Genomic DNA, 24552 nt, shown 5'->3' with positions numbered 1-24552 from the left:
AGCCCTCGGCGGCCCGCTTCGGCGTGTCCGTGGCACCCGTCGGGTGTGTCAGCGCCGGTACAGCGCCTCGATCTGCTCCGCGTACGCGGCCGTCACCGCGTGCCGCTTCACCTTCAGCGACGGGGTCAGCAGCCCGTTCTCCTCGGTGAACTCGCCCTCGACCAGCGCGAACGCCCGGATCGACTCGGCGCGGGAGACCGCTTCGTTGGCGTGGTCGACCGCCTTCTGCACCTCGGCGCGCAGCCGCTCGTCGCGCACCAGCGTGGACAGCGGGGTGTCCGGTGGCAGCTTCCGTACGGACAGCCAGTGGGCGACCGCCTCCGGGTCGAGGGTGATCAGCGCGGCGACGAAGGGCCGGTTGTCGCCGACGACCAGGCACTGGCCGACGGGTGAGCGGCTGCGCAGCCGGTCCTCCAGGACGGCCGGGGAGACGTTCTTGCCGCCGGAGGTGATGAGGATGTCCTTCTTGCGCCCGGTGATGCTGAGGTAGCCGTCGTCGTCCAGCGCGCCGAGGTCACCGGTCGCGAACCAGCCGTCGCGCAGTGCGGCGTCCGTGGCGGCCGGATTGTTCCAGTACGACGCGAAGACCACCCCGCCCTTGATCAGCACCTCCCCGTCGTCGGCGAGCCGGACGCAGACGCCCGGCACCGGCCGGCCGACCGTGCCGGGGCGGGGGCTGAGCGGGGGCACGATCGTGGCGGCGGCGCTGGTCTCGGTCAGGCCGTAGCCCTCGTAGACGACGATGCCGGCCGCGAGGAAGAACAGGTTGAGGTCGCGGTCCAGCGGGGAGCCGCCGCTGATGGCGTACCGCGTCCGGCCGCCCAGCTCCTTGCGGATGCGGCGGTAGACCAGCAGGTCGTACAGCGCCCAGGCGGCGTACAGGCCCGGCCCTGGGCCCTTGCCGGTGCCGAGGAACTTCCGCAGGTGGGCCTCGCCGAAGCGGACGGCGACGCGTTCGGCACGGTCGAAGGAGGCGGCCCGGCCGAGTTTCTCCGCGGTGGCCCGCCCGGTGTCGTGGATCTTCTCGAAGAGGTACGGCACCCCGACCAGGAAGGTGGGCCGGAACTCCTTGAGCGCGGGCCGCAGTTCGTCGGGCTTCACGCTCGGGAAGTGGCCGGTCTCGATGCGGGCCAGCAGACAGGCGAGCTGGAGGGTGCGGCCGAGGATGTGGGCGAGCGGCAGGAAGAGCAGGGTGGACGCGGCCTGACCGGTGACCGCCTGGAAGACCGGGTGCAGCAACCCGACGGTGCCCGCGGCCTCGGCGTGCAGGTTGGCGTGGGTGAGGACGCACCCCTTGGGGCGTCCGGTGGTGCCGGAGGTGTAGCAGAGGGTGGCGATGGTGTCGGGGCCGAGTGCCCCGCGCCGCTTGGCGAGTTCGTCGTCGGGGAGGTCCCGGCCGAGGACGGTGAGGTCGGTGAGGGCGTCGGCGTCGAGTCGCCACAGGCGCGGGGGGTGCGCGTGGCCGGCGGTGCCGGTGGTGACGGTGGCGGCGTTCGCGATGGTCTCGGTGACGGCGAACCGGGCGCCGGAGTCGCGGACGATCCACTCGACCTGCTCGGCGGAGGAGGTCGGGTAGACCGGCACGGACTGGCCGCCGGCCGCCCAGATCGCGAAGTCCAGGACGGTCCATTCGTAGCGGGTGCGGGACATCACCGCGACCCGGCCGCCGGGTTCGAGCCCGGCGGCGACGAGCCCCTTGGCGACGGCGGCGACCTCGGCGGCGAAGGCGGACGCCGTCACCGGGTGCCAGGCACCGTCGCGGTCGCGGCGGCGCAGCAGCACCGCGTCGGGGGTCTCGGCCGCGTGCGTGAACGGCAGGTCGGCCAGGGAACCGGTGGTGAGCGGGGGTGCCAGGGGCGCGGCGCGCACCTCGCGGACCGCGCCCAGGGGGTCGCGGACGATCTCCACCGCGGCGCGGTCCACGAGACCGGTGCGCTGCCGTGCCCGTTTCAGATCCCTGCGTACGCCCATGACGGCTCCCGGTGGCGGTGCGTGGCCTGCCCAAGGTTCTGGCTGATGGGTCAACTTACTCACAAGTAAGGAAAGGTCAATGGGGCCCGCGGGCGTCGCTCCACGTTCACTCCACGGGGTCCGTGCCGCTCGCCTCGCGGATGGCGTCGGCGAGGCCGCGTACGTCGGCGTCCTCGGTGGTGCGGGCCAGCCCGGCGGCCCTGCGGGCGAGGCCGGTCAGGCCGGGGGCGCCGGGGAGGGCCGGGCGGTCCGCGGAGCCGGTGCGCAGGGCGTCGGCGAAGTACGCGGCGACCGCGGTGACCTGGAAGCGGGGGCTCGCCCGCCAGACCGAGCCGGCCAGGGCCCCGGTCTCCAGGGCGCCCGACGCCTCGTGCGGGTCGCGGGTCTCCGGGTCGAGCCAGCGGACGGTGGCGGTGGCGAGGTGACCACGGGCGCCGTGCCGGGTGTGGACGGCGTACAGGGCGGTGACGGTGTGCCCGGGGCCGACCTCGCCGCCGTCGACCCGGTCGTCGCGGAAGTCCTGGTCGGCGACCTTGCGGTCGTCGTAGCCGATGAGGCGGAAGCCGGTGACGGTGTGCGGGTCGAAGGCGACCTGGGCCTTGGCGTCCCGGGCGGTCAGCTCGATGTTCTGCGGGAGCTGCCCGGCGAAGACCTTGTCGGCCTCGCCGGGATCGGAGACGTACACGGTGTGGCCGTCGCCCCGGTCGGCGAGGCGCTCCATGAGGGAGTCGCCGTAGGTGCTGCCGACACCGACGCCGAAGAGGGTGACGCCGTGTTCGCGGCGGGCGTCGTCGATCCGGCGGAGGATCGCGTCCGCGCTGGTCTCGCCCGTGTTGGCGAGGGCGTCGGAGACGAGGACGACCCGGTTGGTGGCCCCCTTGCGGGCGCCCTCCACGGCGGTGGCGTAGCCCTCCTCGACGCCCGCGCCGAGGTTGGTGGAGTTCTGCGGCTCCAGGCTCTCGACGGCGTCGCGTACCGCGCCGCGGTGGCCGCCGAGCCGGGTCATCGGCAGCACGGTCTCGGCGTCCCCGCTGAAGGTGACGAGGGCGACGGAGTCGTCGTCGCGCAGCCGGTCCGTCAGGGTGGTCAGGGCGTGCTGGGCGAGGTCCAGGCGGCCGGGTTCACCCATGGAGCCGGATGTGTCGATGACGAAGGTGAGCGCGGCGGGCGGGCGGTGCGCGTCCGGCGCGGCGGGCCGGGTGGCGAGGCCGACCCGGACCAGGGACCAGTCCGGCTCGCCGGTGCGGGCGCCGTCGACGGTAACCGTGAAGCCGTTGCCGTCGGGCCGCCGGTAGTCCTGGCGGAAGCTGTTGACGAACTCCTCCGGGCGGACGGTCCCGGGATCGGGCCTGCGGCCGTCGGCGAGGGTGCGGCGGGCGTAGGTGTAGGAGGCGGTGTCGACGTCCAGCGCGAAGGTGGACAGCCGGCCGCCGGCGTCCTGCCGGACCACGCCGGACCCGCCGTCGCGGGCCTTCTCGCCGGCCGTCGGCGCGGCGCCGCCCGCGCTGCACGCCGTCAGCAGCAGCCCGCCCGCGGCCGTGAGCGCGAGCAGCGCCCGCCGTGCCCGGTGGTCCCCGTACCGCTCCATCTGGTCCTCCCCGTCTGCCCGTTGGCGCCGGACGTGTGCGTCCGCTGCCGACTGTGACGGGGCGGGGGCCCGGAACGTGCGCCCCGGGGAGTTGCGGATGGATCTCGAACCGGCCACGGCGGCGGCCCGTCGTGACCGGCGGGTGACGCGCCGGTGACCTAGGAGACGACGTCCTTGCGGGCGAAACCCCGGAAGGCCAGGGCGAACAGCACCAGGGCGTACGTTATGGAGAGCGCGGTGCCCTGGATCATGCCGGACCACTCGGGGCGGGGCTGGACGGCGTCGGCCCACGCGAACTGCCAGTGCGCGGGCAGGAAGTCACGCCAGTGGCCGAGGGCGGTGACGGCGTCCAGGACGTTGCCCACGATGGTCAGGCCGACCGCGCCGCCGACCGCGCCGAGCGGGGCGTCCGTCCTGGTGGACAGCCAGAACGCCAGCCCGGCGGTGACCAGCTGGGACACGAAGATGTACGCCACGGCCACCAGGAGCCGCTGGGCCGCCGTCCCCGTGTCGAGCGCGCCGCCGGTCGGTATCTGAAGCGGGCCCCAGCCGTAGGCGGCCGTGCCGGCGGCGAGCGCCACGAGCGGCAGCAGCACCATCGCGGTGAGGCTCATCCCGAGCGCCACCACGAGCTTGGACCACAGCAGCCGGGCCCGGGGCACCGGCGCGGCGAGCAGATAGCGCAGCGACGACCAGCTCGCCTCCGAGGCGACCGTGTCCCCGCAGAACAGGGCGACCGGGATCACCAGCAGGAAGCCCGCCGAGACGAACAGGTTCACGGCGGCGAAGTTGGCGCCGGAGGCGGTGGCCGTGTCCATCAGGGTGACCTGGTTGTTCCGGCCGCCCGGGTCGCCGCCGATCGCGAAGGCGATCAGCAGCACGAACGGCAGTACGGCCAGGACGGCCCCCATGACCAGCGTGCGGCGCCGCTTGAGCTGGCGGACCAGCTCGACCCGCAGCGGCAGGGTGCGCCCCGCCTGATAGCCGGAGGCGACCTCGGTGAGCGTGCTCATGCGGAACCTCCGATCAGGGTGAGGAAGGCGTCTTCCAGGCGGCGGTGCGGGCCGACGGAGGCGACCGGCACCTCCAGCCGTACCAGCTCCACGACCAGCCGCTCGGCGGTGCCGCCGGGTTCCAGCCGGATCAGCAGCCCGTCGTCGGTGCGCACGGCGGAGGCGACGCCGTCCAGCGCGCCCACCTTCTCCACCACGGGCTCCTGCACCGGTACGGCGGTGCCGACCAGCAGGGTGTCGCCGGAGCCGACGATCTCCCGGACCGGGCCCGCCTGCACCAGCCGGCCGCGGTCCATCACCACCAGGTGGGTGCAGGACTGCTCCACCTCGGCGAGGAGATGGCTGGAGACGATCACCGTACGGCCGCCGGCCGCATAGCGGATCATCACCTCGCGCATCTCGCGGATCTGGGGCGGGTCCAGGCCGTTGGTGGGCTCGTCGAGGATGAGCAGGTCGGGCAGGCCCAGCATGGCCTGGGCGATGGCGAGGCGCTGCCGCATGCCCTGCGAGTACGTGCGGACCGCGCGGGCGAGCGCGTCGCCGAGCCCGGCGATCTCCAGGGCCTCGTCCAGGTGGGCGTCCTCGGGCGGGCGGCCGGTGGCCCGCCAGTACAGCTCCAGGTTCTCCCGGCCGGACAGGTGGGGCAGGAAGCCGGCGCCCTCCACGAACGCGCCGACCCGGGAGAGCACCGACGCGCCGGGCCGGACGGCGTGGCCGAAGACGCGGATCTCGCCGGCGTCCGGCCGGATGAGGCCCATCAGCATGCGCAGGGTGGTGGTCTTGCCCGCGCCGTTCGGTCCGAGCAGGCCGAGGACCTGGCCCTTCTCCACCCGGAAGGAGAGGTCCCGGACGGCGTACCGGTCGGTGGACCCGGCGTACCGCTTGCTCAGGTCAGTGATCACCAGCGGGACCTCGGCCAGCGCGGGGTCGGGCGCGGGGGCGGCCGTCCGGCGGCGGGTGGTGAGCAGCAGGGCGAGGGCGGCGACCGCGCCGGCCACGGGCAGCCACCAGACCCAGGCCGGCAGGGGCGCGGCGGCGGTGGTGACGGAGGGGGCCGTCGGCACGCTCAGGCCTCCCTTCAGGGAGACGGTGTAGGTGGCCGGGGCGGCCGGGGAGGCGTAGCCGAGGTCGGTGGAGGCGAGGACCAGGCGGAGCCGGTGGCCCTTCTGCACCTCGTGGTCGATCGCCGGGAGCGTGACGGTGACGTCCTTGCCCGTCCTGGCGCCGGTCACCCGGAAGGGGGCGACGAGCTGGGCGGGCAGCACCTGCCGGGTGCCGTCGGGGCCGACGTCGTAGACCTTGCCGAACAGGACGGCGTCGTCGCGGGTGGAGGTGATGTGCACGGTGGCGGTCGGGGTGCCGGTGATGCGCAGGTCGCGGGTGAGCGGCGCCGAGTCGAACCGGGCGTACTGGCCGGGGAAGTCCAGGGAGACGCCGACGCCGAGCGCGGAGAGCTGGGCGAGGCCGCCGGAGCCGCCGAGGCCGGGCAGCGCGGAGACGCCGGGCGGGCTGGCGCCGGCCGGGTTGGCGACGCGCTGCGTGCCGCCGGTGAGGGCGATGGTGCGCGGATGGTCGCGCAGGCCGGGATAGGCGGCGGCGCTCGCGCCGCGCAGCCGGGCGGTGCCGTCGGCGGAGTCGACGCCGCCGGTGCGGGTGATGCGGAAGGCCGGGCCGGTGTCGGTGCCCTTGTCGCCCTTCAGGTAGCGGTCGAACCACGCGCGCACGCGTGTCTCGACCCGGCTGGTCTCCATGTCGCCGCCGTCGTGCCCGCCGGCGATCCAGTCGACGTCGACGGGGGCGCCGTTCGCGCGGATCGCCTTCTCGGCGGCGTCGGCCTGGCCCAGCGGGAACAGGGAGTCCGTCTGCCCCTGCACCAGCAGCGTGGGCACCTTGATGCGGTCGCCGACCGCCGACGGTGAGCGTTCCTCCAGCAGCTTGCGGGCGGCCGGGTCCGGGGTGCCGGACTCGGCGACCCGGTCGTACATCCGGCACAGGGAGGGCTCGAACTTCGCGCAGCCCCCGCCGGTGTTGACGAAGACGCCCGCCCACAGCTTCTTGAACACGTCGTCCGGGAAGAGGGCGTCCGCGAGGTTCCAGTAGGTGATGGCCGGGGCGATGGCGTCGACCCGGTGGTCGTACCCGGCGGCGAGCAGGGAGATCGCGCCGCCGTAGGAGCCGCCGGCCACGCCCACGCGCGGGTCGCCGGGCTTGTCGAGCCGCACCTGGGGCTGTCCGGCCAGCCAGTCGATGAGCCGGGAGACGTCGGCGACCTCGCCCTTCGGGTCGTTCAGGCCGATCTTCCCGGTCGAGCCGCCGAATCCGCGCGCGGACCAGGTCAGGACCGCGTACCCGTCCCGGGCGAGGTCCTCGGCCTGCCGACGCATGTCGTCCTTGCTGCCGCCGAAGCCGTGCGCGAGCAGGACGGCGGGGTGCCGGCCGGCGCCGGCCGGGGTGAAGTACGAGGTGTCCAGGCGCACCCCGTCGACCGCCATGACCTGGTCGCTGCGGCGCACGGCCCGCGGGTCGTCGGAGGCGACGGCCGCCGTCCACGTCCCGGCGCCGGCGAGCACCACGACGGCGGCCCCGGCGGCCAGGAGCCGACGGGGCCGCCGTAGCAGGGCGGGCAGTCGAAGATCCATGCGTCAACGGTACGGGGCGGTGCTGACAACCGCTGCCGACCTGGGGGTGAGCGGGTGCCCCTCCTCCGGGAGTACGGGGGTGCTGTGCCCTACCGCGGTCGTGGTACGGGCGGCGGCTCGGTCGCTTCCGTACCACGACCGCTGATGCGTCGTGCAGTTCCCCGCGCCCCTTCGGGGGCGGGTGATCAAACCTGCGCGTCCTCCGGGATCGACACCAGCCAGTGGGTGTCGCGGCGCGGGCGCAGGTACAGGGCCCAGTAGAGGGTCGCCGCCGCGGTGATGCCGCCGGTCCACAGCAGGTAGCTCGTCTCCTGCTGGGTCAGGATGTAGGCCAGGACGGCGATGAGCAGGACCGGCACCGCGGGCCACAGCGGCATCCGCCAGGCCGGGGTGTGCTTGTGGGAGCCGCGGCGGGCGAGCAGGGCGGCGACCGCGACGAGCAGGTACATGCCGGTCACCGAGACGCCGGTGACGCCGTACAGGGTGTCGAGGTTGACGAAGCAGAGCACCGCTCCGGGGACGCCGACCGCGAGGGTGGCGACCCAGGGGGAGCCGAAGCGGCCGAGCTTGGAGAAGACGGTGTTGACCGGGCCGGGCCAGGCCTTGTCGCGGGCCGAGGCGAACAGGACGCGGGAGTTCTGGATGACCATGACGATGCCCGCGTTGATGATCGCGAGGGCCACGCAGAGGCTGACGAAGGTGCCGACCGCGGAGTTGGACCAGGCGGTGACCATGGAGCTGATGTCGCCGCCGGTCAGTTCCTTGAGGTCGGAGGCGCCCATGGTGATGGCGGCGACCGGCACCAGGATGACCACGGTGGAGATGGCGAGGGTGGCGAGGACCGTCCGGGCGACGTTGCGGCGCGGGTTCTCCAGTTCCTCGGAGAGGTAGACGGCGGTGGAGAAGCCCTGGGTGACGAAGAGGGCGATGGCGAGGCCGGAGACCACCAGCATGGCCGTCACGGTGTCGGTGTGGCCGTTCGCGCCGGCCACCTGCATCGAGACCAGGCTGCCCACCCCGCGGTGGCTGTGCGAGAAGCCCAGCAGGGCGACGACCCCGGCGGCGATGACCTCCAGGACCAGGAAGATGCCGGTGATCCAGGCGTTGGCACGCAGGTCCAGCAGACCGGCGAGGGTGGCCAGCAGCATCACTCCGGCGCCCGTCATGGACGGGTCCAGGTGGACGAGGGGGGCGAGGTAGTCCGCGGTGCCCATCGCGATCACGGGGGGCACGATCATCACGACCAGCAGGGAGAGCACGAAGACCAGCCAGCCCGCGAGCCGTCCGGCCATCGTGGAGACCATGGCGTACTCGCCGCCCGCGCTGGGGATCAGGGTGCCCAGCTCGGAGTAGCAGAACGCCACGGCGATACAGAGGAGCGAGCCGATGGCGATCGTCAGGGCGGTGGCGGTGCCGAGGGAACCGAACAGGTCGGGGACGACGACGAAGAGCGTGGAGGCGGGCGTGACGCAGGACAGCGTCAGCAGGGTGCCGCCGACGACACCGATGGAACGCTTCAGCCCGGGTGCGGGGGCCGTCGCGGTGTCTACCACGGACTTCTGGAGCGTGTCGGTCATACGGCGGTTCCGTTCGACGTGAGCGGCTGGGGTGGGGGTCGGGAGCGCTATCGCCTCCGGCGGATCGTCGTACGTTCGTCTCGTCCGCTCCCGGCGCTGCATAGAGAACCCCGGCGAAAACCACCACGTCAATGGCCGTTTACCTTCGGAATCCGCACCTCCGGACGGGTGTGTGCCGCACCACTTTCCCAGGCTATGACGCCCCATAGGTGCATCCATCAAGCCCATGACTGATGTGACCTTGCTTTTGAAGGTCATCTGCTCGTAACCCCTTCGCCACCCGTTTCGTCCGGCCTGAACGGGAACCGCAGCCAAGGTTTCAAAAAAATGTCAGCCGTCCGGTATCCGGACGGGTTATCCGGTCGCGTCCATGTCAGTGGTGGCCGATAGAGTGCGCCGCGCACAACAGACGCACAGCTTGGGGTGGGGACATGAGGAAGAGGCACACCGCCGCCTGGGTGGCCTGCACGGCGGCAGCGCTGGTGGCGGTCTCCGGCTGCGGCACGGAGAGCGCCAGGACGGCCGTCAAGGCGGTCGACAAGGCCGATCAGGCGATGGCGGCACTGACGAGGGCGACGGACCGGACGGAGCGGCTGGGCTCGGCCGAGGTGCGGATGACGACCGACACCGGCACCAGCGGCCCGATCTCCATGAAGGGCACGTACTCCTGGGGCGGCGGATACGCCTTCGACGTGGAGATGGACACCAGGGCCGCGAACATGCAGGCCATGAACCACTCCCCCACGACGCACGTCCTGTTCGTCGACGGCGTCTACTACTACGACGTCGACCGCTTCGCCTCCGGCCCGTACCAGGGCAAGGACTGGATCAAGATCGACGGCTCGGTCCTCTTCGGGAAGAAGGGCGCCGAGGCCCTCAGCGGGGACAACGGCAGCCCCTCCGCCTCCATGAAGGGCCTGAAGTACGCCAAGGACGTCCAGGACCTCGGCACGCAGACCGTGAACGGGAAGCACACCACGCACTACCGCGGCGTCATCGACAGCGCCCACATGGGCAAGCTCAAGGACGTCTACGGCGAGGGCAGCCCCCTGAGCAAGGTGACCGGCGCGGAGTCGATCCTCATGGACGTGTGGGTCGGCTCCGACGACCTGCCGGTCCGGCTCAAGGAGAAGATCGGCGTCATGACCATCAGCATGGACTTCGACAAGTTCGGCAGGACCGCCACCGTGCAGGCCCCGCCCGCCGGGCGCGTCGCCGACCTCACCGACATGATCAAGAAGCAGCGGAACCAGCAGGGCTGAACGCGCCGGTGCCCCGCCCTCTCGCGCGAGGGGCGGGGCACCGTGCCGTCCGGCTCAGTGGTTGCGGGGGAAGCCCAGGTCCACGCCCGCCGGGGCGTCGGCCGGGTCGGGCCAGCGGGTGGTGACGACCTTGCCGCGGGTGTAGAAGTGCGTGCCGTCGTTGCCGTAGATGTGGTGGTCGCCGAAGAGCGAGTCCTTCCAGCCGCCGAAGGAGTGGTAGCCCACCGGCACCGGGATCGGCACGTTGACGCCGACCATGCCGGCCTCGATCTCCAGCTGGAAGCGGCGGGCGGCGCCGCCGTCCCGGGTGAAGATCGCGGTGCCGTTGCCGAACGGCGAGGCGTTGATGAGCGCCACGCCCTCCTCGTAGGTCTCGGCGCGCAGCACGCACAGCACCGGGCCGAAGATCTCGTCCTGGTACGCCTTCGCGCTGGTCGGCACCTTGTCCAGCAGCGAGATGCCGATCCAGTGGCCGTCCTCGAAGCCCTCGACGGTGTAACCGGTGCCGTCCAGCACCACCTCGGCGCCCTCGGCGGCGGCGCCCTCCACGTACGAGGCCACCTTGTCCCGGTGCGCCTTCGTGATCAGCGGGCCCATCTCGGACGTCGGGTCGTTGCCCGGACCGATCTTGATCTTCTCGGCGCGCTCGCGGATCTTCTCCACCAGCGTGTCGCCGACGGCGCCCACCGCCACGACCGCCGAGATGGCCATGCAGCGCTCGCCCGCGGAGCCGTAGGCCGCGCTCACGGCCGCGTCGGCCGCCGCGTCCAGGTCGGCATCGGGCAGGACCAGCATGTGGTTCTTGGCGCCGCCCAGCGCCTGCACGCGCTTGCCGTTCGCGGAGGCGGTGGTGTGGATGTAGCGGGCGATCGGGGTCGAGCCGACGAAGGAGACGGCCTTGACGTCCGGGTGCTCCAGCAGACGGTCCACGGCCACCTTGTCGCCGTGCACGACGTTGAAGACACCGTCGGGCAGACCGGCCTCGGCCAGCAGCTCGGCGAGGCGGACCGACGCCGACGGGTCCTTCTCGCTCGGCTTCAGCACGAAGGTGTTGCCGCACGCGATGGCGATCGGGAACATCCACATCGGGACCATCGCCGGGAAGTTGAACGGCGTGATGCCGACGACGACACCGAGCGGCTGGCGGATCGAGGCCACGTCCACCCGGCTCGCGACCTGCGTGGACAGCTCGCCCTTCAACTGGACGTTGATGCCACAGGCCAGGTCGACGATCTCCAGGCCGCGTGCCACCTCGCCCAGCGCGTCCGAGTGCACCTTGCCGTGCTCGGCGGTGATCAGCTCGGCGATCTCGTCCCGGTGCGCGTCGAGCAGCGCCCGGAACTTGAAGAGGACGGACGTGCGCTGAGCCAGGGAGGACTGGCCCCAGGTCAGGTAGGCGTCCTTGGCCGCCGCGACGGCCGCGTCCACCTCCTCGACCGACGCGAACGCGACCTTCGTGGTGACCGCGCCGGTCGCCGGGTCGGTGACCGGCCCGTACGCACCCGACGCGCCTTCGACGGTCTTCCCGCCGATCCAGTGGTTGACGATCTTCGTCATGTCCGGAGACTCCTTCTCACAGATGGCGGCGTCGGGTCGAGACGTGCCGTTCGTACAGCTCACGTGCCTTGACCGCGGCGGGGCGGGTCGCGGTCTCGGCCACAGGAACATCCCACCAGGCCTGCGCCGGAGGCGCCCCCGACACAGTGTCGGACGTTTCCGTCTCCACGTAGACACATGTGGGTGTGTCGGCCGCGCGCGCCTCCGCGAGCGCCGCGCGCAGGTCCCGTACGGTCTTCGCGCGCAGCACCCGCATGCCGAGGCTGGCCGCGTTGGCGGCGAGGTCGACGGGGAGCGGGGCGCCGGTGAAGGTGCCGTCCTCGGCGGTGTAGCGGTAGGCCGTGCCGAACCGCTCGCCGCCCACCGAGTCCGAGAGCCCGCCGATCGAGGCGTACCCGTGGTTCTGCACCAGCAGGACCTTGATCGCGATGCCCTCCTGCACGGCGGTCACGATCTCCGTCGGCATCATCAGATAGGTGCCGTCGCCGACCAGCGCCCACACGTTCCGCTCGGGCGCGGCGAGCTTCACCCCGAGGGCGGCCGGGATCTCGTAGCCCATGCAGGAGTAGCCGTACTCCAGGTGGTACTGGTCGCACGACCGCGCCCGCCACAGCTTGTGCAGGTCGCCCGGGAGCGAGCCGGCCGCGTTGATGATGACGTCCGACTCGTCCACCAGCGCGTCCAGGGCGCCGATGACCTGCGGCTGGGTCGGCCGTGCGTCGAGCTCCTCGGCCTCGAAGCAGGCGTCGACGCGCTGCTCCCAGCGTTCCTTGTCCTCGGTGTACTCGCTGACGTAGGAGTCGGCGACGCCGTGGCCGTGCATGACCAGTGCCTCGGTCAGCTCGCCCAGACCGCTGCGGGCGTCCGCGATCAGCGACAGCCCGGCCAGCTTGTGGCCGTCGAAGGGCGCGATGTTGAGGTTCAGGAAGCGGACGGCCGGGTTCTCGAAGAGGGTGCCGGAGGCGGTGGTGAAGTCGGTGTACCGGGTGCCGACGCCGATGACGAGGTCCGCGGTGCGGGCCAGCTCGTCGGCGGTCGCGGTGCCGGTGTGGCCGACACCGCCGACGTCCTGCGGATGGTCGTACCGCAGTGAGCCCTTGCCGGCCTGGGTGGAGGCGACCGGGATGCGGGTCGCCGCCGCGAACTCGGCGAGGGCCTCCTCCGCGCGGCTGTGGTGGACCCCGCCGCCGGCGATGACGAGGGGCCGTGCGGCGGAGCGGATCGCCCGGACCGCCTCCGCCAGCTCGGTCGGGTCCGCGCCAGGCCGCCGTACGGTCCACACGCGCGTCGAGAAGAACTCCTCCGGCCAGTCGAATGCCTCCGCCTGCACGTCCTGCGGCAGGGCGAGCGTGACCGCGCCGGTCTCCACGGGGTCGGTGAGGACCCGCATGGCCTGGAGGGCGCTCGGGATCAGGGCCTCCGGGCGGGTGACGCGGTCGAAGTACTTCGACACCGGGCGCAGGGTGTCGTTGACCGACACATCGCCCGCGTACGGCAGCTCCAGCTGCTGGAGGACCGGGTCGGCGGGGCGGGTGGCGAAGACGTCGCCGGGCAGGAGCAGCACCGGGAGGTGGTTGATGGTCGCGAGGGCGGCGCCGGTGACGAGGTTCGTGGCGCCGGGGCCGATCGACGTCGTGACCGCGTGCGTGGACAGGCGGTTCGACTGGCGGGCGTAGCCGACCGCCGCGTGCACCATGGACTGTTCGTTGCGGCCCTGGTGATACGGCATCACGTCCGCGTACTCGACCAGGGCCTGGCCGAGGCCGGCGACGTTGCCGTGTCCGAAGATGCCCCAGGTGGCGCCGATCAGCCGCTGCCTGAGGCCGTCCCGCTCGGTGTACTGGGCGGCGAGGAAGCGGACGAGCGCCTGGGCGACGGTCAGCCGGATCGTCATCGGTAGCCCCCTGTGCTTTCTACGTGGTCGGGGTGGAAACAGATCCGCCATTCCCGGGTCTCGCCCGGGCCCGCCATGACGTTCAGGTAGTACATGTCATGTCCGGGCTGGGCGATGGACGGGCCGTGCCAGCCGTCGGGGACGAGGACGGCGTCGCCGGAGCGGACTTCGGCGAGGACGTCGGCGCCGCCCTCCCGCGAGGGGAACACCCGCTGGTAGCCGAGCCCGTTCGGGCCGTCGATCTCGAAGTAGTAGATCTCCTCCAGCTCGGACTCCTCGCCCGGCCGGTGCTCGTCGTGCTTGTGCGGCGGGTACGAGGACCAGTGGCCGCCCGGCGTGATCACCTCCACGGCGATCAGCTTGTCGCACGCGAAGGAGTCGGCGGAGGCGAAATTGCGCACCCGGCGGGCGCAGGAGCCGCTGCCGCGCTCCTCGACGGGGACCTCCGGCGCGGGGCCGTAGCGGGCGGGGAGTCGTCGCTCGCACTTCGCTCCTGCCAGGGCGAAGCGGCCTCCCGCGCCGGAGGCGATCAGGACCTGGGCGTCCCGGGGCACGTACGCGAAGTCGGAGACATCCGCGAACACGCTTTCCCGGCCCAGGAGTTGGAACTCGTCGTGCTCCATATGTACGGTACATCCGCCTTCCAGCGGAAGCACGATCCACTCACTGTCCCCAGTGGTGAACGTATGGCTGCCACCGGGCGCCAGCTCGACGACACGCAGGCTGCTGTGCGTCCAGCCGGCCACCTTCGGATCGATGTCGACGGCGTACCGGGAGTTCGCGGTGGCACCCCGGGGCAGATGCAGGTCGGTGCTGGTCATGCGGCCCTCACAGCAGTCCTACGGCGGTGTCCACGGCGGCGGCCACATCGCCGTCCGCCGGGTACAGCAACGAGCGACCGACCACCAGGCCGCGCACGGTGGGGAGTTGGAGCGCGCCGCGCCACTTCTCGTACGCGGAGACCTGGTCCTCGGGCGAGTCGCCGATGTCCCCGCCGAGCAGCACGGCGGGCAGGGTGGAGGTCTCCATCACCCGGGCCATGTCGTCGGGGTTCTCGGTGACCGGCACCTTCAGCCAGGTGTAGGCGGAGGAACCGCCGAGGCCGGAGGCGATGGCGATGGACCGGGTGACCGCTTCGGCGGACAGGTCGTTCGTCACCTTTCCCCCGGGGGTACGGCGGCTGATGAACGGCTCCACGAACACCGGCAGCCGGCGCTCGGCCATGGCGTCGATGACGCGGGCGGTGGACTCCAGGGTGGTCAGGGAGCCGGGGTCGCTGTAGTCGACGCGCAGCAGCAGCTTGCCCGCGTCGAAGCCGAGGCGCTCGATGTCCTGCGGGCGGTGGCCGGTGAACCGGTCGTCCAGCTCGAAGCTGGCCCCTTGCAGACCGCCGCGGTTCATGGAGCCCATGACGACCTTGTGGTCCAGGGCGCCGAGGAGGAGCAGGTCGTCCAGGATGTCGGCGGTGGCGAGGACGCCGTCGACGCCGGGCCGGGACAGCGCGAGGCAGAGGCGTTCGAGCAGGTCGGCCCGGTTGGCCATGGCGAGCTTGCGGTCGCCGACGCCGAGCGCGCCACGGGCCGGGTGGTCGGCGGCGACGATCATCAGCCGTCCGCTGTCGTTCAGCAGGGGCCTGCGAGCCCGACGGGCAGCGGCCTCCGCGATCGCCTCGGGGTGCCGGGTACGGATCCGGACGAGTTCGCCCACGTCGACACGGGTGCCTGCGGCGCCTTGGCGGGGGGAGGCCGCGGGGACGTCGGGACGGGAGGGTGCGGTGCCTTCACGGGGAGCGGACGCGAGGGCGTCGGAGCGTGGGGGCACGGCGCCTTCGCGGGGAGGGGTCGGGGAGCCTTCGCGGGGAGCGGACGCGGTGGAGCCGGTGCCCGAGCCGTCGTCGGGGTGCGTGCCGGTGACGCGGCCGGCCCTCACAGCACCGCTCCGGCGTCGAGCGCGGCGGCCACCTCGTCCGGGGTCGGCATCGCGGAGGAGCACTCCAGGCGGGAGGCGACGATGGCACCGGCCGCGTTGGCGTGCCGCATGATCGTCTCCAGGTCCCAGCCGGCCAGCAGGCCGTGGCAGAGGGAGCCCCCGAAGGCGTCCCCGGCGCCGAGTCCGTTCAGGACGGTGACGGGCAGGGGCGGGACCTCGGCCGACTCACCCTTCTGGTTGACGGCGAGGACCCCCTTGGGTCCCTGCTTGACGACGGCCAGCTCGACCCCGGCGTCCAGCAGGGCACGGGCGGCGGCATGCGGCTCGCGCACTCCGGTCGCGACCTCCACCTCGTCCAGGTTGCCGACGGCGACGGTGGCGTGGCGCAGGGCCTCGGCGTAGAAGGGGCGGGCGGTGCCGGGGTCCGACCAGAACATGGGACGCCAGTCGAGATCAAAGACGGTGATGCCCGCCTTGGCCCGGTGGGCGAGGGCCGCGAGGGTCGCCGTACGGCTCGGCTCCTCGCTCAGGCCGGTGCCGGTGACCCAGAAGATCCGGGCCTCGCGAAGGGCGTCCAGGTCCAGCTCGTGGGCGTCGATCTCCAGGTCGGGGGCCTTGGGCTGCCGGTAGAAGTAGAGCGGGAAGTCGTCCGGCGGGAAGACCTCGCAGAAGGTCACGGGGGTCGGCAGGCCGGGGACGGGTGTGACCCAGCGGTCGTCGACGCCGAAGCCGCGCAGCGCCTCGTGGAGGTAGGTGCCGAACGGGTCGTCGCCGGTACGGGTGATCACGGCGGTGTGCCGGCCGAGGCGGGCCGCGGCCACCACCACGTTCGTCGCCGATCCGCCGAGGAACTTGCCGAAGGACGACACCTGGGCGAGCGGGACACCGGTCTGGAGCGGATAGAGGTCCACTCCGATCCGCCCCATGGTGATGAGGTCGTAGGCCATCGGCTTCCCTTCGTCATGGCTCTCCCCGGCTTTCTAGTCCCGCATGCCGAGCCATGTCAATGTTTTGTCCAGACATTCGGACTAGTCTCCGTCCGGGACGGCGTCACGCGGGCTCCCTATGTGGCTGCTGTGTCACAAAGACCTCGCTCCTGTCACACATGTCACGTGTACGCGGGTTCTCGGTCACACCCGGTCGACAGGGAGGCTCGGCTGGTCACTCAGCGTCGTTCACCAGGCGCAGGTTTGTGATCAGCGCAGCGCCCGGTCCCCCCGGTGGCCCTTCCCGGTCGCCGCCGCGGTGCGCGCGGGGAGGTGCAACGCATGGCCGATCGAAGGCTCTGGTCCTACAAGGAGATCGCGGCGCACATCCGGGTGCAGCCGGACACCGTACGGTCCTACCGCAAGCACGGGCTGCTGCCCCCGCCCGACCACGTCGAGGGCGGCAAGCCCTACTGGTACGCCGACACCGTCCGCGCCTGGGTCGCCTCCCGTCCCGGCAACCGCGGTCGCAGAGAGGACTGACGCGCTCTCGCGGCACGGTGCCGGGCGGCGGGGAAGCCGGGCGGGAGCGGTGGCGGGCGCTGGGCTCTCAGCTCCAGGGCTCGATGACCGTGACGCCCGCGCCCGGCGCCGTGTCCATCGCCGCGAGGGCCGCCGGAGCCGCGTCGAGCGTGATCGTCCGGGTCACCAGGAGATCCGGACGCAGCACGCCGGCGCGGACCAGGTGCAGCATGCCGGGATAGGTGTGGGCGGCCATGCCGTGGCTGCCGAGGAGTTCCAGCTCCAGGGCCGTCGCGCGGGCCAGCGGGACCGGGGTGGTGCCGTCGGGCGAGGGCAGCAGGCCGACCTGGACGTGCCGGCCGCGGCGGCGCAGACCGTTCACGGAGGCCGCGCAGGTGGCCGGCGAGCCGAGGGCGTCGAGGGAGAGGTGGGCACCGCCGCCGGTCAGCTCCCGGACGACGGCGGCCGGGTCGGACACCCCGGTCGCGTCCAGGCACTCGGCGGCTCCGAACGTGCGCGCCAGCTCCAGCGCTCGGGGTGACACGTCGACCGCGACCACCCGGGCCCCCGAGGCCGCCGCGATCATCACCGCCGACAGGCCGACCCCGCCGCAGCCGTGCACCGCGACCCACTCCCCGGCCGCCACCCGGCCCTGCTGCACCACGGCCCGGAACGCGGTGGCGAAGCGGCAGCCGAGCGCGGCGGCGGTGGCGTACGTCATGTCGTCCGGCAACGCGACGAGATTGACGTCGGCGTGGTCGAGCGCGACGTACTCGGCGAAGGAGCCCCAGTGGTGGAACCCGGGCTGGGTCTGCCGCTCGCACACCTGCTGGTCGCCCGCCGCACAGGACGGGCAGCTGCCGCAGGCGCAGACGAACGGCACGGTGACCCGGTCGCCGGGCCGCCAGCCGGTCACCCGCGCGCCCACCGCCTCGACCACACCGGCGAGTTCATGCCCCGGCACGTGCGGCAGCGTGATGTCCGGGTCGTGCCCCATCCAGCCGTGCCAGTCGCTGCGGCAGAGGCCGGTGGCCTCGACACGGACGACCACACCGTGTTCCGCGGGCTCCGGGTCGGGTACGTCCCGCACCTCGGCCGGCTTTCCGTACTCCTCGAACATCACGGCTCGCATGCATGCTCCTTTCGGGAACCTGCGCGAAGGCTAGACGCTCCGGGGGCCGCCGGGGTGGGTCACCAGTTCCGGTTCGTCGTGGCCGGTGAGGCCGCTCCCCGCGCCGCTACCGGGCGCTTCCCGCTCGCCCTCGCTCATGCCGAACCGGTCGTGGAAGCGCCGCAGCCACGCCGGCGCCCACCAGGTCGCCCTGCCCGTGAGCCGCATGACGGCCGGGACCAGGAGGCCGCGGACCACCATCGCGTCCATCAGGACCGCGAGCGCGATGCCGAGGCCGAGCATCTTGGTGTTGGTCACCCGGGAGGTGCCGATCGCCACCATGACCACGGCCAGGATGACCGCCGCCGCCGTGATCAGGCCGCCCGTGCGCTGGAGGCCGAGGCGGACCGCTCCCTCGTGGTCGCCCGTGCGGTCGTACTCCTCCTTGATGCGCGAGAGCAGGAAGACGCCGTAGTCCATGGAGAGGCCGAAGGCCACGCAGAACATCAGCACGGGCAGGGTGGTCTCGATGGAGCCGGGGCTGGTGAAGCCGAGCGGGCCGGACAGGTGGCCGTCCTGGAAGACCCAGACGACCGCGCCGAACATCGCCGTCAGGCTGAGCGCGTTGAGCACCACGGCCTGGAGGGGTATCAGCACGCTGCCGGTGAGGAGGAAGACCAGCAGGAGCGTGACGACGGCGATGAACACGGCCGCCCAGGGCAGGCGCTCCGCTATCGCGTGCTTGGTGTCCACCAGGACGGCGGCGGTGCCGGTCACCTTGGTGGCGAAGGGGGCGTCCAGCGCGCGCAGGTCGCCGACCAGCCGTTGGGCCGGGTCGCCCACGGCCTCTCCCGCGGGCTGGACCGTGAAGTAGGCGGTGTCGCCCTTGACCAGGGGGCCGTCGACGCGGACCACCTCGGGCAGGGCGGCCATCCGCTGCTTGTAGGCGGCGTACTGGGCGTCGGTGGCCCGGCCCTCGGCGAGGACTTCCAGGCCGCCGCCGGGGCTGCCGGGGAAGCCCTCGCGCAGGTGCTGCTGCACCACGTGGGACTCGGCGGTCGAGGGCAGCTGCCGGTCGTCGGCCGTACCGAACTCGACCCCCAGGAAGGGCAGTCCGAGCAGCACGAGCAGGGCGGTGGTGCCCAGGGCGAAGAGGGGGGCGCGGCGCATGACCAGGCCCGCCGTACGCGACCAGGCGGCGCCTCCCCCTGCCGGCTTCGACGCGCGGTCCCGGCGGAAGAGGCGGCGCAGGTCCAGGGAGTTGACCCGGTGGCCGAGCAGGACCAGCGCGGCCGGGAGCAGGATCAGGGCAGCCGCCGCCGCGAGGAGGACCACGGCGATGCCGGCGTAGGCGAAGGACCGCAGGAAGTACTGCGGGAAGAGCATCATGGCGGCCAGGGAGACCGCGACGGTCAGGGCGGAGAAGAGCACGGTGCGGCCGGCCGTGCGCAGGGTCGTGCCCACGGCGGCCGACGGGTCGGCGCCGGTGGACAGTTCCTCGCGGTAGCGGCGGACGATGAACAGGGCGTAGTCGATGGCGAGGCCGAGCCCCAGCGCCGTGGTGAGGTTCAGCGCGAAGACGGAGACGTCGGTGAAGGTGGTCAGGCCGCGCAGCACCGCGTTCGTCCCGAGGATGGCGACGATGCCGATGCCCAGCGGGAGCAGGGCCGCCACCGCGCTGCCGAAGACCATGACCAGCAGCACCAGCGTGATCGGCAGGGCGATCAGTTCGGCGCGGGTGAGGTCCTCCTTGATGACCGTCTGCATCTCGTGCCGCACCGCGACGATGCCGCCGATCCTCACCTCGACCGGGCCGTGCGTGCCCCGGTAGTGCGGGGCGATGCGGTCCAGGGTGCGGCCCATCGCGCTCTCGTCGCCGGTGACGCGGGCGGCGATCAGCGCCTCGTGACCGTCCTCGGCGCGCAGGGCCGGGGCCTGCGCGGGCGCGGCCTGCCAGTAGGAGCCGACGCCGGTGACGCCCGGCTCCCCCGCGAGCCGCGCGGCCAGGGTGCGGGCCTCGGCGGCCACCGCCGGGTCGTCCACCGAGGCGCGGCCCGCGTCGACCAGGAGCAGCAGGTTCGGCTCGGAGGCGGGGAACGCGCGCTCCAGCGCCTTGGTCGCGTACGTCGACTCGGCGGCCGGGTCCTCCCAGCCGCCGCTGCCGAGGCGGTCCGCGACCCCGCTGCCGGCCAGCACGGCGAGCGCGGTGAGCACGAGGGCGACCAGGAGCGACAGGCGTGGCCGGGCGGTGACGAATCGGGTCCAGCCACCGGCCCGGGACGGTTGGGCCCCGGACCGCGGCGCCTCGTTGACATCGGTCATCGTGCGGTGTCCCCTTCACCGTGACCAGCGCTGACGTGTGCGAGCACGGCGGCATGGTCCAGCCATTGCCTAGACTGGCAAACACGAGAGATCGCTCGCGTTTCATCAGAATGCGAGCGACCACTCGCGTTTGTCAATCGCGTTCGGAGAGCTGGGGATGACGCGTGCCCGACACCACGCAGAAGAACGGCACCTCGGAGGCCGCACAGAAGGACGGCACCCCGGAGGCCGGCACCTCCAAGGCCCGCACCTCGGAGGCCGGCGCCTCGGAGAAAGAGCAGACGCCGCGCCGCCGCCAGGCCCGCGGTGAACGCCGTATCGCCCAGCTGCTCGAAGCCGCCGCCCAGGTCTTCTGCACCACCGGCTACACCGCCGCCAGCACCAACGCCATCGCCCGTGCGGCGGGCGTCTCGCCCGGCACGCTCTACCAGTTCTTCCCGAACAAGGAAGCGATCGCGATCGAGCTGGGCGACCGGCTGATGCACGAGATGCGGGAGGCGTACGGCGAGGCACTGGCCCCCGTCGACACCGCCACGCCGCTGGAGGAGGCGATCGGCTCGGCCGTCGACCGCTTCATGGCCTTCAACACCGACCATCCGGCCTTCTTCGCGCTGATGCACGGATCCGACGTCCCGGGCCGGATGGCCGAGGCGCACGACCAGCTGCACACGACGGTGATCGGCCGGATCGAGGCCCTGCTCGGCTCGCTCGCGCCCGGCGCCGACCCGGCCGACGTCACCCGCACGGCCCGCGTCTGCCTCGGCATCTACAAGGCCGGCCTGGAGCTGGTCCTGGCCCACCAGGGCGCCGAGCGCGCCGCGTACATCCGGGAGACCAAGGACGTCCTGATCCGCTACCTGGAACCCCTGGTGGGTGACCGGCTCGGCCGCATCTGACACGCGACACCGCGAACCCGGGCGCGGGACCCCGGTGAAGTCATACCCCCTAGGGGTATAGTCTGAGAAGAGATGGGGTTCCTCCGCGGCCTCCACGGCCTCCGTGGACCCCACTGGCCCCACATGCCTCGACGAGGAGTAACGACATGACCGCTCAGACCGACACCACGGGCCCCGTCACCACCGTCTACCAGGTGACCGGCATGAGCTGTGGCCACTGCGAGGGCTCCGTCTCCGGCGAGATCTCCCAGATCCCGGGTGTCAGCTCGGTGAAGGCCGTCGCGTCGACCGGCGAGGTGACCGTCGTCTCCGAGGCCCCGCTGGACGAGGAGGCCGTGCGCGCCGCCGTGGACGAGGCCGGTTTCGAGCTGGCCGGCCAGGCCTGAGGAAAACCCTCCGTTTCCCCGACCCGGGCCGTGCCGACCAGCTGATACTGGATCCGTACGGCCCGGTCCGATGTCTGGAGTCCGGACATGACCAGCACCACCGCACAAGCCGCGAAGACAGCCGAAGCCACGGGCAGCACCTCCGAGACCGAGCTGCTCATCGGGGGGATGACCTGCGCCTCCTGCGCCGCCCGGGTGGAGAAGAAGCTCAACCGGATGGACGGCGTCAGCGCCACCGTCAACTTCGCCACCGAGAAGGCCAAGGTCACCTTCGCCGACGGCGTCCGGGTCGCCGACCTGATCGCCACCGTGGAGAAGACCGGCTACACCGCCGAGGAACCGCCGCCGCCCCGGCCCGCGCCCGAAACGGAACCGGGAACCCCCGCACCGGACGCCGAACTGGGCGCCCTGCGCCACCGCCTGCTCGTCTCCGTGCTGCTCGCCGCCCCCGTGGTCCTGCTCTCGATGATCCCGGCGCTCCAGTTCGACAACTGGCAGTGGCTCTCGCTCACCCTCGCCGCGCCGGTCGTCGTCTGGGGCGGCGCTCCCTTCCACCGGGCCGCCTGGACCAACCTCCGGCACGGCGCCGCCACCATGGACACCCTCGTCTCGGTCGGCACGCTGGCCGCGTTCGGCTGGTCGCTGTGGGCCCTGTTCTTCGGCGACGCCGGCATGCCCGGTATGCACGACGAGTTCCGTCTCACCGTCTCCCGTATGGACGGCGCCTCCACGATCTACCTGGAGGTGGCCGCCGGGGTCGTCGCGCTGATCCTGCTCGGCCGCTATCTGGAGGCCCGCTCCAAGCGCCGCGCGGGCGCCGCCCTGAAGGCCCTGATGGAGCTGGGCGCCAAGGACGTGGCGGTGCTGCGGGAGGGCCGCGAGGTACGGATACCGGTGTCGTCCCTGGCCGTCGGCGACCGGTTCGTCGTCCGGCCCGGCGAGAAGATCGCCACCGACGGCACGGTCGTGGAGGGCGTCTCCGCGGTGGACGCCTCCATGCTGACCGGCGAGTCCGTGCCGGTGGACGTCGGCCCCGGCGACCGGGTCACCGGCGCCACGGTCAACGCGGGCGGCCGGCTGGTCGTGGAGGCCACCCGGGTCGGCGCGGACACCCAGCTCGCCCGGATGGCGAAGCTGGTCGAGGACGCGCAGAACGGCAAGGCCGAGGTGCAGCGGCTCGCCGACCGGATCTCCGCCGTCTTCGTCCCCGTGGTCATCCTCATCGCGCTCGGCACGTTCGGAGTCTGGCTGGGCGTCACCGGCGACACGGTGGCCGCGTTCACCGCCGCCGTGGCCGTCCTGATCATCGCCTGCCCCTGCGCGCTGGGCCTGGCCACGCCGACCGCGCTGATGGTCGGCACGGGGCGCGGTGCCCAGCTCGGCATCCTGATCAAGGGCCCCGAGGTGCTGGAGTCCACCCGCCGCGTGGACACGGTCGTCCTGGACAAGACCGGCACGGTCACCACCGGCCGGATGAGCCTCCAGGCCGTGTACGCCGCCGAGGGCGAGGACGAGAAGGAGCTGCTGCGGCTCGCGGGCGCCCTGGAGCACGCCTCCGAGCACCCCGTGGCCCGTGCCGTCGCCGCCGGCGCCGAGGAACGCGCCGGAGCGCTCCCGCCGGTCGAACACTTCGAGAACGTGCCCGGTCGGGGCGTGCGCGGGCGCGTGGACGGCCGCGAGGTGGCCGTGGGGCGCCTCTACGACGACCTCCCGCAGGAGCTGGCCCGCGCGGCCCGCGAGGCCGAGCAGGAGGGCCGTACGGCCGTCGTGGCGGGCTGGGACGGGCGGGCCCGCGGGGTCCTCGCCGTCGCCGACGCGGTCAAGCCGACCAGCGCCGAGGCGATCCGCGAGCTGCGGGCGCTGGGGCTGACGCCGGTGCTGCTCACCGGGGACAACCGGACCGTCGCCGAGGCGGTCGCGCGCACGGTCGGCATCGACTCCGCGCACGTCTTCGCCGAGGTGCTGCCCGAGGACAAGGTGGACGTCGTACGCCGGCTCCAGCGCGAGGGGCGAGCCGTGGCCATGGTCGGCGACGGCGTGAACGACGCCGCCGCGCTCGCCACGGCGGACCTGGGTCTGGCCATGGGCACCGGCACGGACGCGGCGATCGAGGCCGGCGACCTGACGCTGGTGCGCGGGGACCTGCGGGTGGCCGCGGACGCGATCCGGCTGTCCCGGCGGACGCTGGCCACCATCAAGGGCAACCTGGTGTGGGCCTTCGGCTACAACGTCGCCGCGCTGCCGCTGGCCGCCGCGGGGCTGCTCAACCCGATGATCGCGGGGGCGGCGATGGCCTTCTCCTCGGTGTTCGTGGTGACCAACAGCCTGCGGCTGCGGACCTTCCGGTAGGGCGGGGGCGATTGCCGGGGCGGATGTCCCGGCCCCCCTGGAGTCCGGCGCGAGCCTCACATAAGCTCTACACAAGGCTCTCGCATCTTCCTTACGCTTGAGCCCCGATCGCCGTATCGGGGCTCTTGCGCACCTAAGGGACATATGCAAGAGACACAGATCACAGTGATGCGAACGTAACCATCGAAGGGGTTCGAGGGTCTAAGTTGGCGATGTCAGCCCAGCGTCTTGGGGGGCGCTGACTGGCATCTGGGGATGTCTTGGGGGACTTCCTCAGAGATGCGTTGCCGGGGCACGCACACCGGGAAGCTTTGAGCGGCCCTTCCGGCGTGCGTTGTCCCGGCAGATCGCACCGCACCACTGGAGCAGACCGAGTTTTGCTCGTTCTGCTCACAGACAGCGATTCAGGCGCTGTCCTCTCCGAGCGCCCGGCCGGATCCCGTGGGGGGAATCCGCACCGGGACATGGGAAGGCGCCCTGGTCGTCGGCCCGTGGGGGGACCGGCGTCCCAGGGCGCCTTCCGCTTTTTCCGCCTGTACCGCTACGACCCTCCGGCCCCTGCGGCTACGACGCGACCGCCGGGTACCTGGAGGCTCACCGCACCCCAGGC

At 72.5% G+C, this 24552-nt stretch carries 17 protein-coding genes; 5 read left to right on the top strand and 12 right to left on the bottom strand.

Annotated features, from left to right (window positions below; translation table 11 throughout):
• Positions 1–48: 48 nt before the first annotated feature.
• The 5 genes from IE294_RS12975 to IE294_RS12955 form a co-directional block, all read right to left on the bottom strand.
• Entirely contained in the window at positions 49–1971 is a 1923-nt protein-coding gene (locus IE294_RS12975) for an AMP-dependent synthetase/ligase (RefSeq protein ID WP_189885481.1), read from the bottom strand.
• A 106-nt stretch (positions 1972–2077) separates the two neighbouring features.
• The gene (locus IE294_RS12970; RefSeq protein WP_189885479.1) at positions 2078–3559 is read right to left on the bottom strand and encodes a vWA domain-containing protein; all 1482 of its coding nucleotides are present in this window, start codon (positions 3557–3559) and stop codon (positions 2078–2080) included.
• Positions 3560–3717: 158 nt separating this feature from the next.
• Positions 3718–4572, bottom strand: coding sequence for an ABC transporter permease (locus IE294_RS12965; protein WP_189885477.1), 855 nt, complete (start codon positions 4570–4572; stop codon positions 3718–3720).
• On the bottom strand, positions 4569–7211 hold the full coding sequence (locus IE294_RS12960) for a CocE/NonD family hydrolase (RefSeq protein WP_189885475.1): 2643 nt from the start codon (positions 7209–7211) through the stop codon (positions 4569–4571). The genes IE294_RS12965 and IE294_RS12960 overlap by 4 nt, the downstream gene beginning before the upstream one ends.
• A 185-nt stretch (positions 7212–7396) precedes the next feature.
• A complete protein-coding gene (locus tag IE294_RS12955) occupies positions 7397–8788 on the bottom strand; it encodes an APC family permease (protein WP_189885473.1) in 1392 nt (463 codons plus the stop codon).
• Between the two features lie 431 nt (positions 8789–9219).
• Here IE294_RS12955 and IE294_RS12950 point away from each other — a divergent pair, with 431 nt between their 5' ends.
• Complete coding sequence (locus IE294_RS12950; RefSeq protein ID WP_189885471.1) at positions 9220–10050, top strand: SCO4651 family lipoprotein; 831 nt, start codon at positions 9220–9222, stop codon at positions 10048–10050.
• Positions 10051–10104: 54 nt separating this feature from the next.
• Here IE294_RS12950 and mmsA read toward each other — a convergent pair whose 3' ends face one another.
• The 5 genes from mmsA to iolC form a co-directional block, all read right to left on the bottom strand.
• The gene (gene mmsA / locus IE294_RS12945; RefSeq protein WP_189885469.1) at positions 10105–11607 is read right to left on the bottom strand and encodes a CoA-acylating methylmalonate-semialdehyde dehydrogenase; all 1503 of its coding nucleotides are present in this window, start codon (positions 11605–11607) and stop codon (positions 10105–10107) included.
• 16 nt (positions 11608–11623) lie between these two features.
• A complete protein-coding gene (gene iolD / locus IE294_RS12940) occupies positions 11624–13501 on the bottom strand; it encodes a 3D-(3,5/4)-trihydroxycyclohexane-1,2-dione acylhydrolase (decyclizing) (RefSeq protein ID WP_189885466.1) in 1878 nt (625 codons plus the stop codon).
• The gene (gene iolB / locus IE294_RS12935; protein ID WP_189813460.1) at positions 13498–14322 is read right to left on the bottom strand and encodes a 5-deoxy-glucuronate isomerase; all 825 of its coding nucleotides are present in this window, start codon (positions 14320–14322) and stop codon (positions 13498–13500) included. The genes iolD and iolB overlap by 4 nt, the downstream gene beginning before the upstream one ends.
• Positions 14323–14329: 7 nt before the next feature.
• On the bottom strand, positions 14330–15208 hold the full coding sequence (locus tag IE294_RS12930) for a Cgl0159 family (beta/alpha)8-fold protein (protein WP_189885698.1): 879 nt from the start codon (positions 15206–15208) through the stop codon (positions 14330–14332).
• Between the two features lie 218 nt (positions 15209–15426).
• Positions 15427–16377, bottom strand: coding sequence for a 5-dehydro-2-deoxygluconokinase (gene iolC / locus IE294_RS12925; RefSeq protein WP_189885464.1), 951 nt, complete (start codon positions 16375–16377; stop codon positions 15427–15429).
• Positions 16378–16698: 321 nt separating this feature from the next.
• Here iolC and IE294_RS12920 point away from each other — a divergent pair, with 321 nt between their 5' ends.
• A complete protein-coding gene (locus tag IE294_RS12920) occupies positions 16699–16899 on the top strand; it encodes a helix-turn-helix transcriptional regulator (RefSeq protein WP_103810279.1) in 201 nt (66 codons plus the stop codon).
• A gap of 67 nt (positions 16900–16966) precedes the next feature.
• On the opposite strand, the gene IE294_RS12915 is transcribed toward IE294_RS12920, so the two are convergent.
• Positions 16967–18010, bottom strand: coding sequence for a zinc-dependent alcohol dehydrogenase family protein (locus IE294_RS12915; protein ID WP_189885462.1), 1044 nt, complete (start codon positions 18008–18010; stop codon positions 16967–16969).
• A gap of 30 nt (positions 18011–18040) precedes the next feature.
• On the bottom strand, positions 18041–20311 hold the full coding sequence (locus IE294_RS12910; RefSeq protein WP_189885460.1) for an MMPL family transporter: 2271 nt from the start codon (positions 20309–20311) through the stop codon (positions 18041–18043).
• Between the two features lie 164 nt (positions 20312–20475).
• Here IE294_RS12910 and IE294_RS12905 point away from each other — a divergent pair, with 164 nt between their 5' ends.
• The 3 genes from IE294_RS12905 to IE294_RS12895 all read left to right on the top strand — a co-directional run bounded on the left by IE294_RS12905 (position 20476) and on the right by IE294_RS12895 (position 23942).
• The gene (locus IE294_RS12905) at positions 20476–21207 is read left to right on the top strand and encodes a TetR/AcrR family transcriptional regulator (RefSeq protein WP_189885458.1); all 732 of its coding nucleotides are present in this window, start codon (positions 20476–20478) and stop codon (positions 21205–21207) included.
• Between the two features lie 146 nt (positions 21208–21353).
• Positions 21354–21593: a heavy-metal-associated domain-containing protein gene (locus IE294_RS12900; protein WP_189813465.1), complete on the top strand. Its 240-nt coding sequence runs from the start codon at positions 21354–21356 to the stop codon at positions 21591–21593.
• Between the two features lie 87 nt (positions 21594–21680).
• Complete coding sequence (locus tag IE294_RS12895) at positions 21681–23942, top strand: heavy metal translocating P-type ATPase (protein ID WP_189885456.1); 2262 nt, start codon at positions 21681–21683, stop codon at positions 23940–23942.
• Positions 23943–24552: the final 610 nt, after the last annotated feature.

Origin of the sequence: Streptomyces canarius (assembly GCF_014650735.1) — a bacterium.
GTDB classification, from domain to species: domain Bacteria; phylum Actinomycetota; class Actinomycetes; order Streptomycetales; family Streptomycetaceae; genus Streptomyces; species Streptomyces olivaceoviridis.
The sequence above is the reverse complement of the archived record's forward strand: the minus strand, read 5'-3'. Positions and strand labels throughout refer to the sequence as shown.

Bases quoted from the DNA above. Each gene is read 5' to 3' on its own strand.
- IE294_RS12920 (WP_103810279.1), top strand. From the start codon at position 16,699: ATGGCCGATCGAAGGCTCTGGTCCTACAAGGAGATCGCGGCGCACATC.
- IE294_RS12900 (WP_189813465.1), top strand. From the start codon at position 21,354: ATGACCGCTCAGACCGACACCACGGGCCCCGTCACCACCGTCTACCAG.
- IE294_RS12895 (WP_189885456.1), top strand. From the start codon at position 21,681: ATGACCAGCACCACCGCACAAGCCGCGAAGACAGCCGAAGCCACGGGC.
- iolB (WP_189813460.1), bottom strand. From the start codon at position 14,322: ATGACCAGCACCGACCTGCATCTGCCCCGGGGTGCCACCGCGAACTCC.
- IE294_RS12910 (WP_189885460.1), bottom strand. From the start codon at position 20,311: ATGACCGATGTCAACGAGGCGCCGCGGTCCGGGGCCCAACCGTCCCGG.
- IE294_RS12950 (WP_189885471.1), top strand. From the start codon at position 9,220: ATGAGGAAGAGGCACACCGCCGCCTGGGTGGCCTGCACGGCGGCAGCG.
- IE294_RS12915 (WP_189885462.1), bottom strand. From the start codon at position 18,010: ATGCGAGCCGTGATGTTCGAGGAGTACGGAAAGCCGGCCGAGGTGCGG.
- IE294_RS12975 (WP_189885481.1), bottom strand. From the start codon at position 1,971: ATGGGCGTACGCAGGGATCTGAAACGGGCACGGCAGCGCACCGGTCTC.
- mmsA (WP_189885469.1), bottom strand. From the start codon at position 11,607: ATGACGAAGATCGTCAACCACTGGATCGGCGGGAAGACCGTCGAAGGC.
- IE294_RS12965 (WP_189885477.1), bottom strand. From the start codon at position 4,572: ATGAGCACGCTCACCGAGGTCGCCTCCGGCTATCAGGCGGGGCGCACC.
- IE294_RS12960 (WP_189885475.1), bottom strand. From the start codon at position 7,211: ATGGATCTTCGACTGCCCGCCCTGCTACGGCGGCCCCGTCGGCTCCTG.
- iolC (WP_189885464.1), bottom strand. From the start codon at position 16,377: ATGGCCTACGACCTCATCACCATGGGGCGGATCGGAGTGGACCTCTAT.
- IE294_RS12970 (WP_189885479.1), bottom strand. From the start codon at position 3,559: ATGGAGCGGTACGGGGACCACCGGGCACGGCGGGCGCTGCTCGCGCTC.
- IE294_RS12955 (WP_189885473.1), bottom strand. From the start codon at position 8,788: ATGACCGACACGCTCCAGAAGTCCGTGGTAGACACCGCGACGGCCCCC.
- iolD (WP_189885466.1), bottom strand. From the start codon at position 13,501: ATGACGATCCGGCTGACCGTCGCCCAGGCGCTCGTCCGCTTCCTCGCC.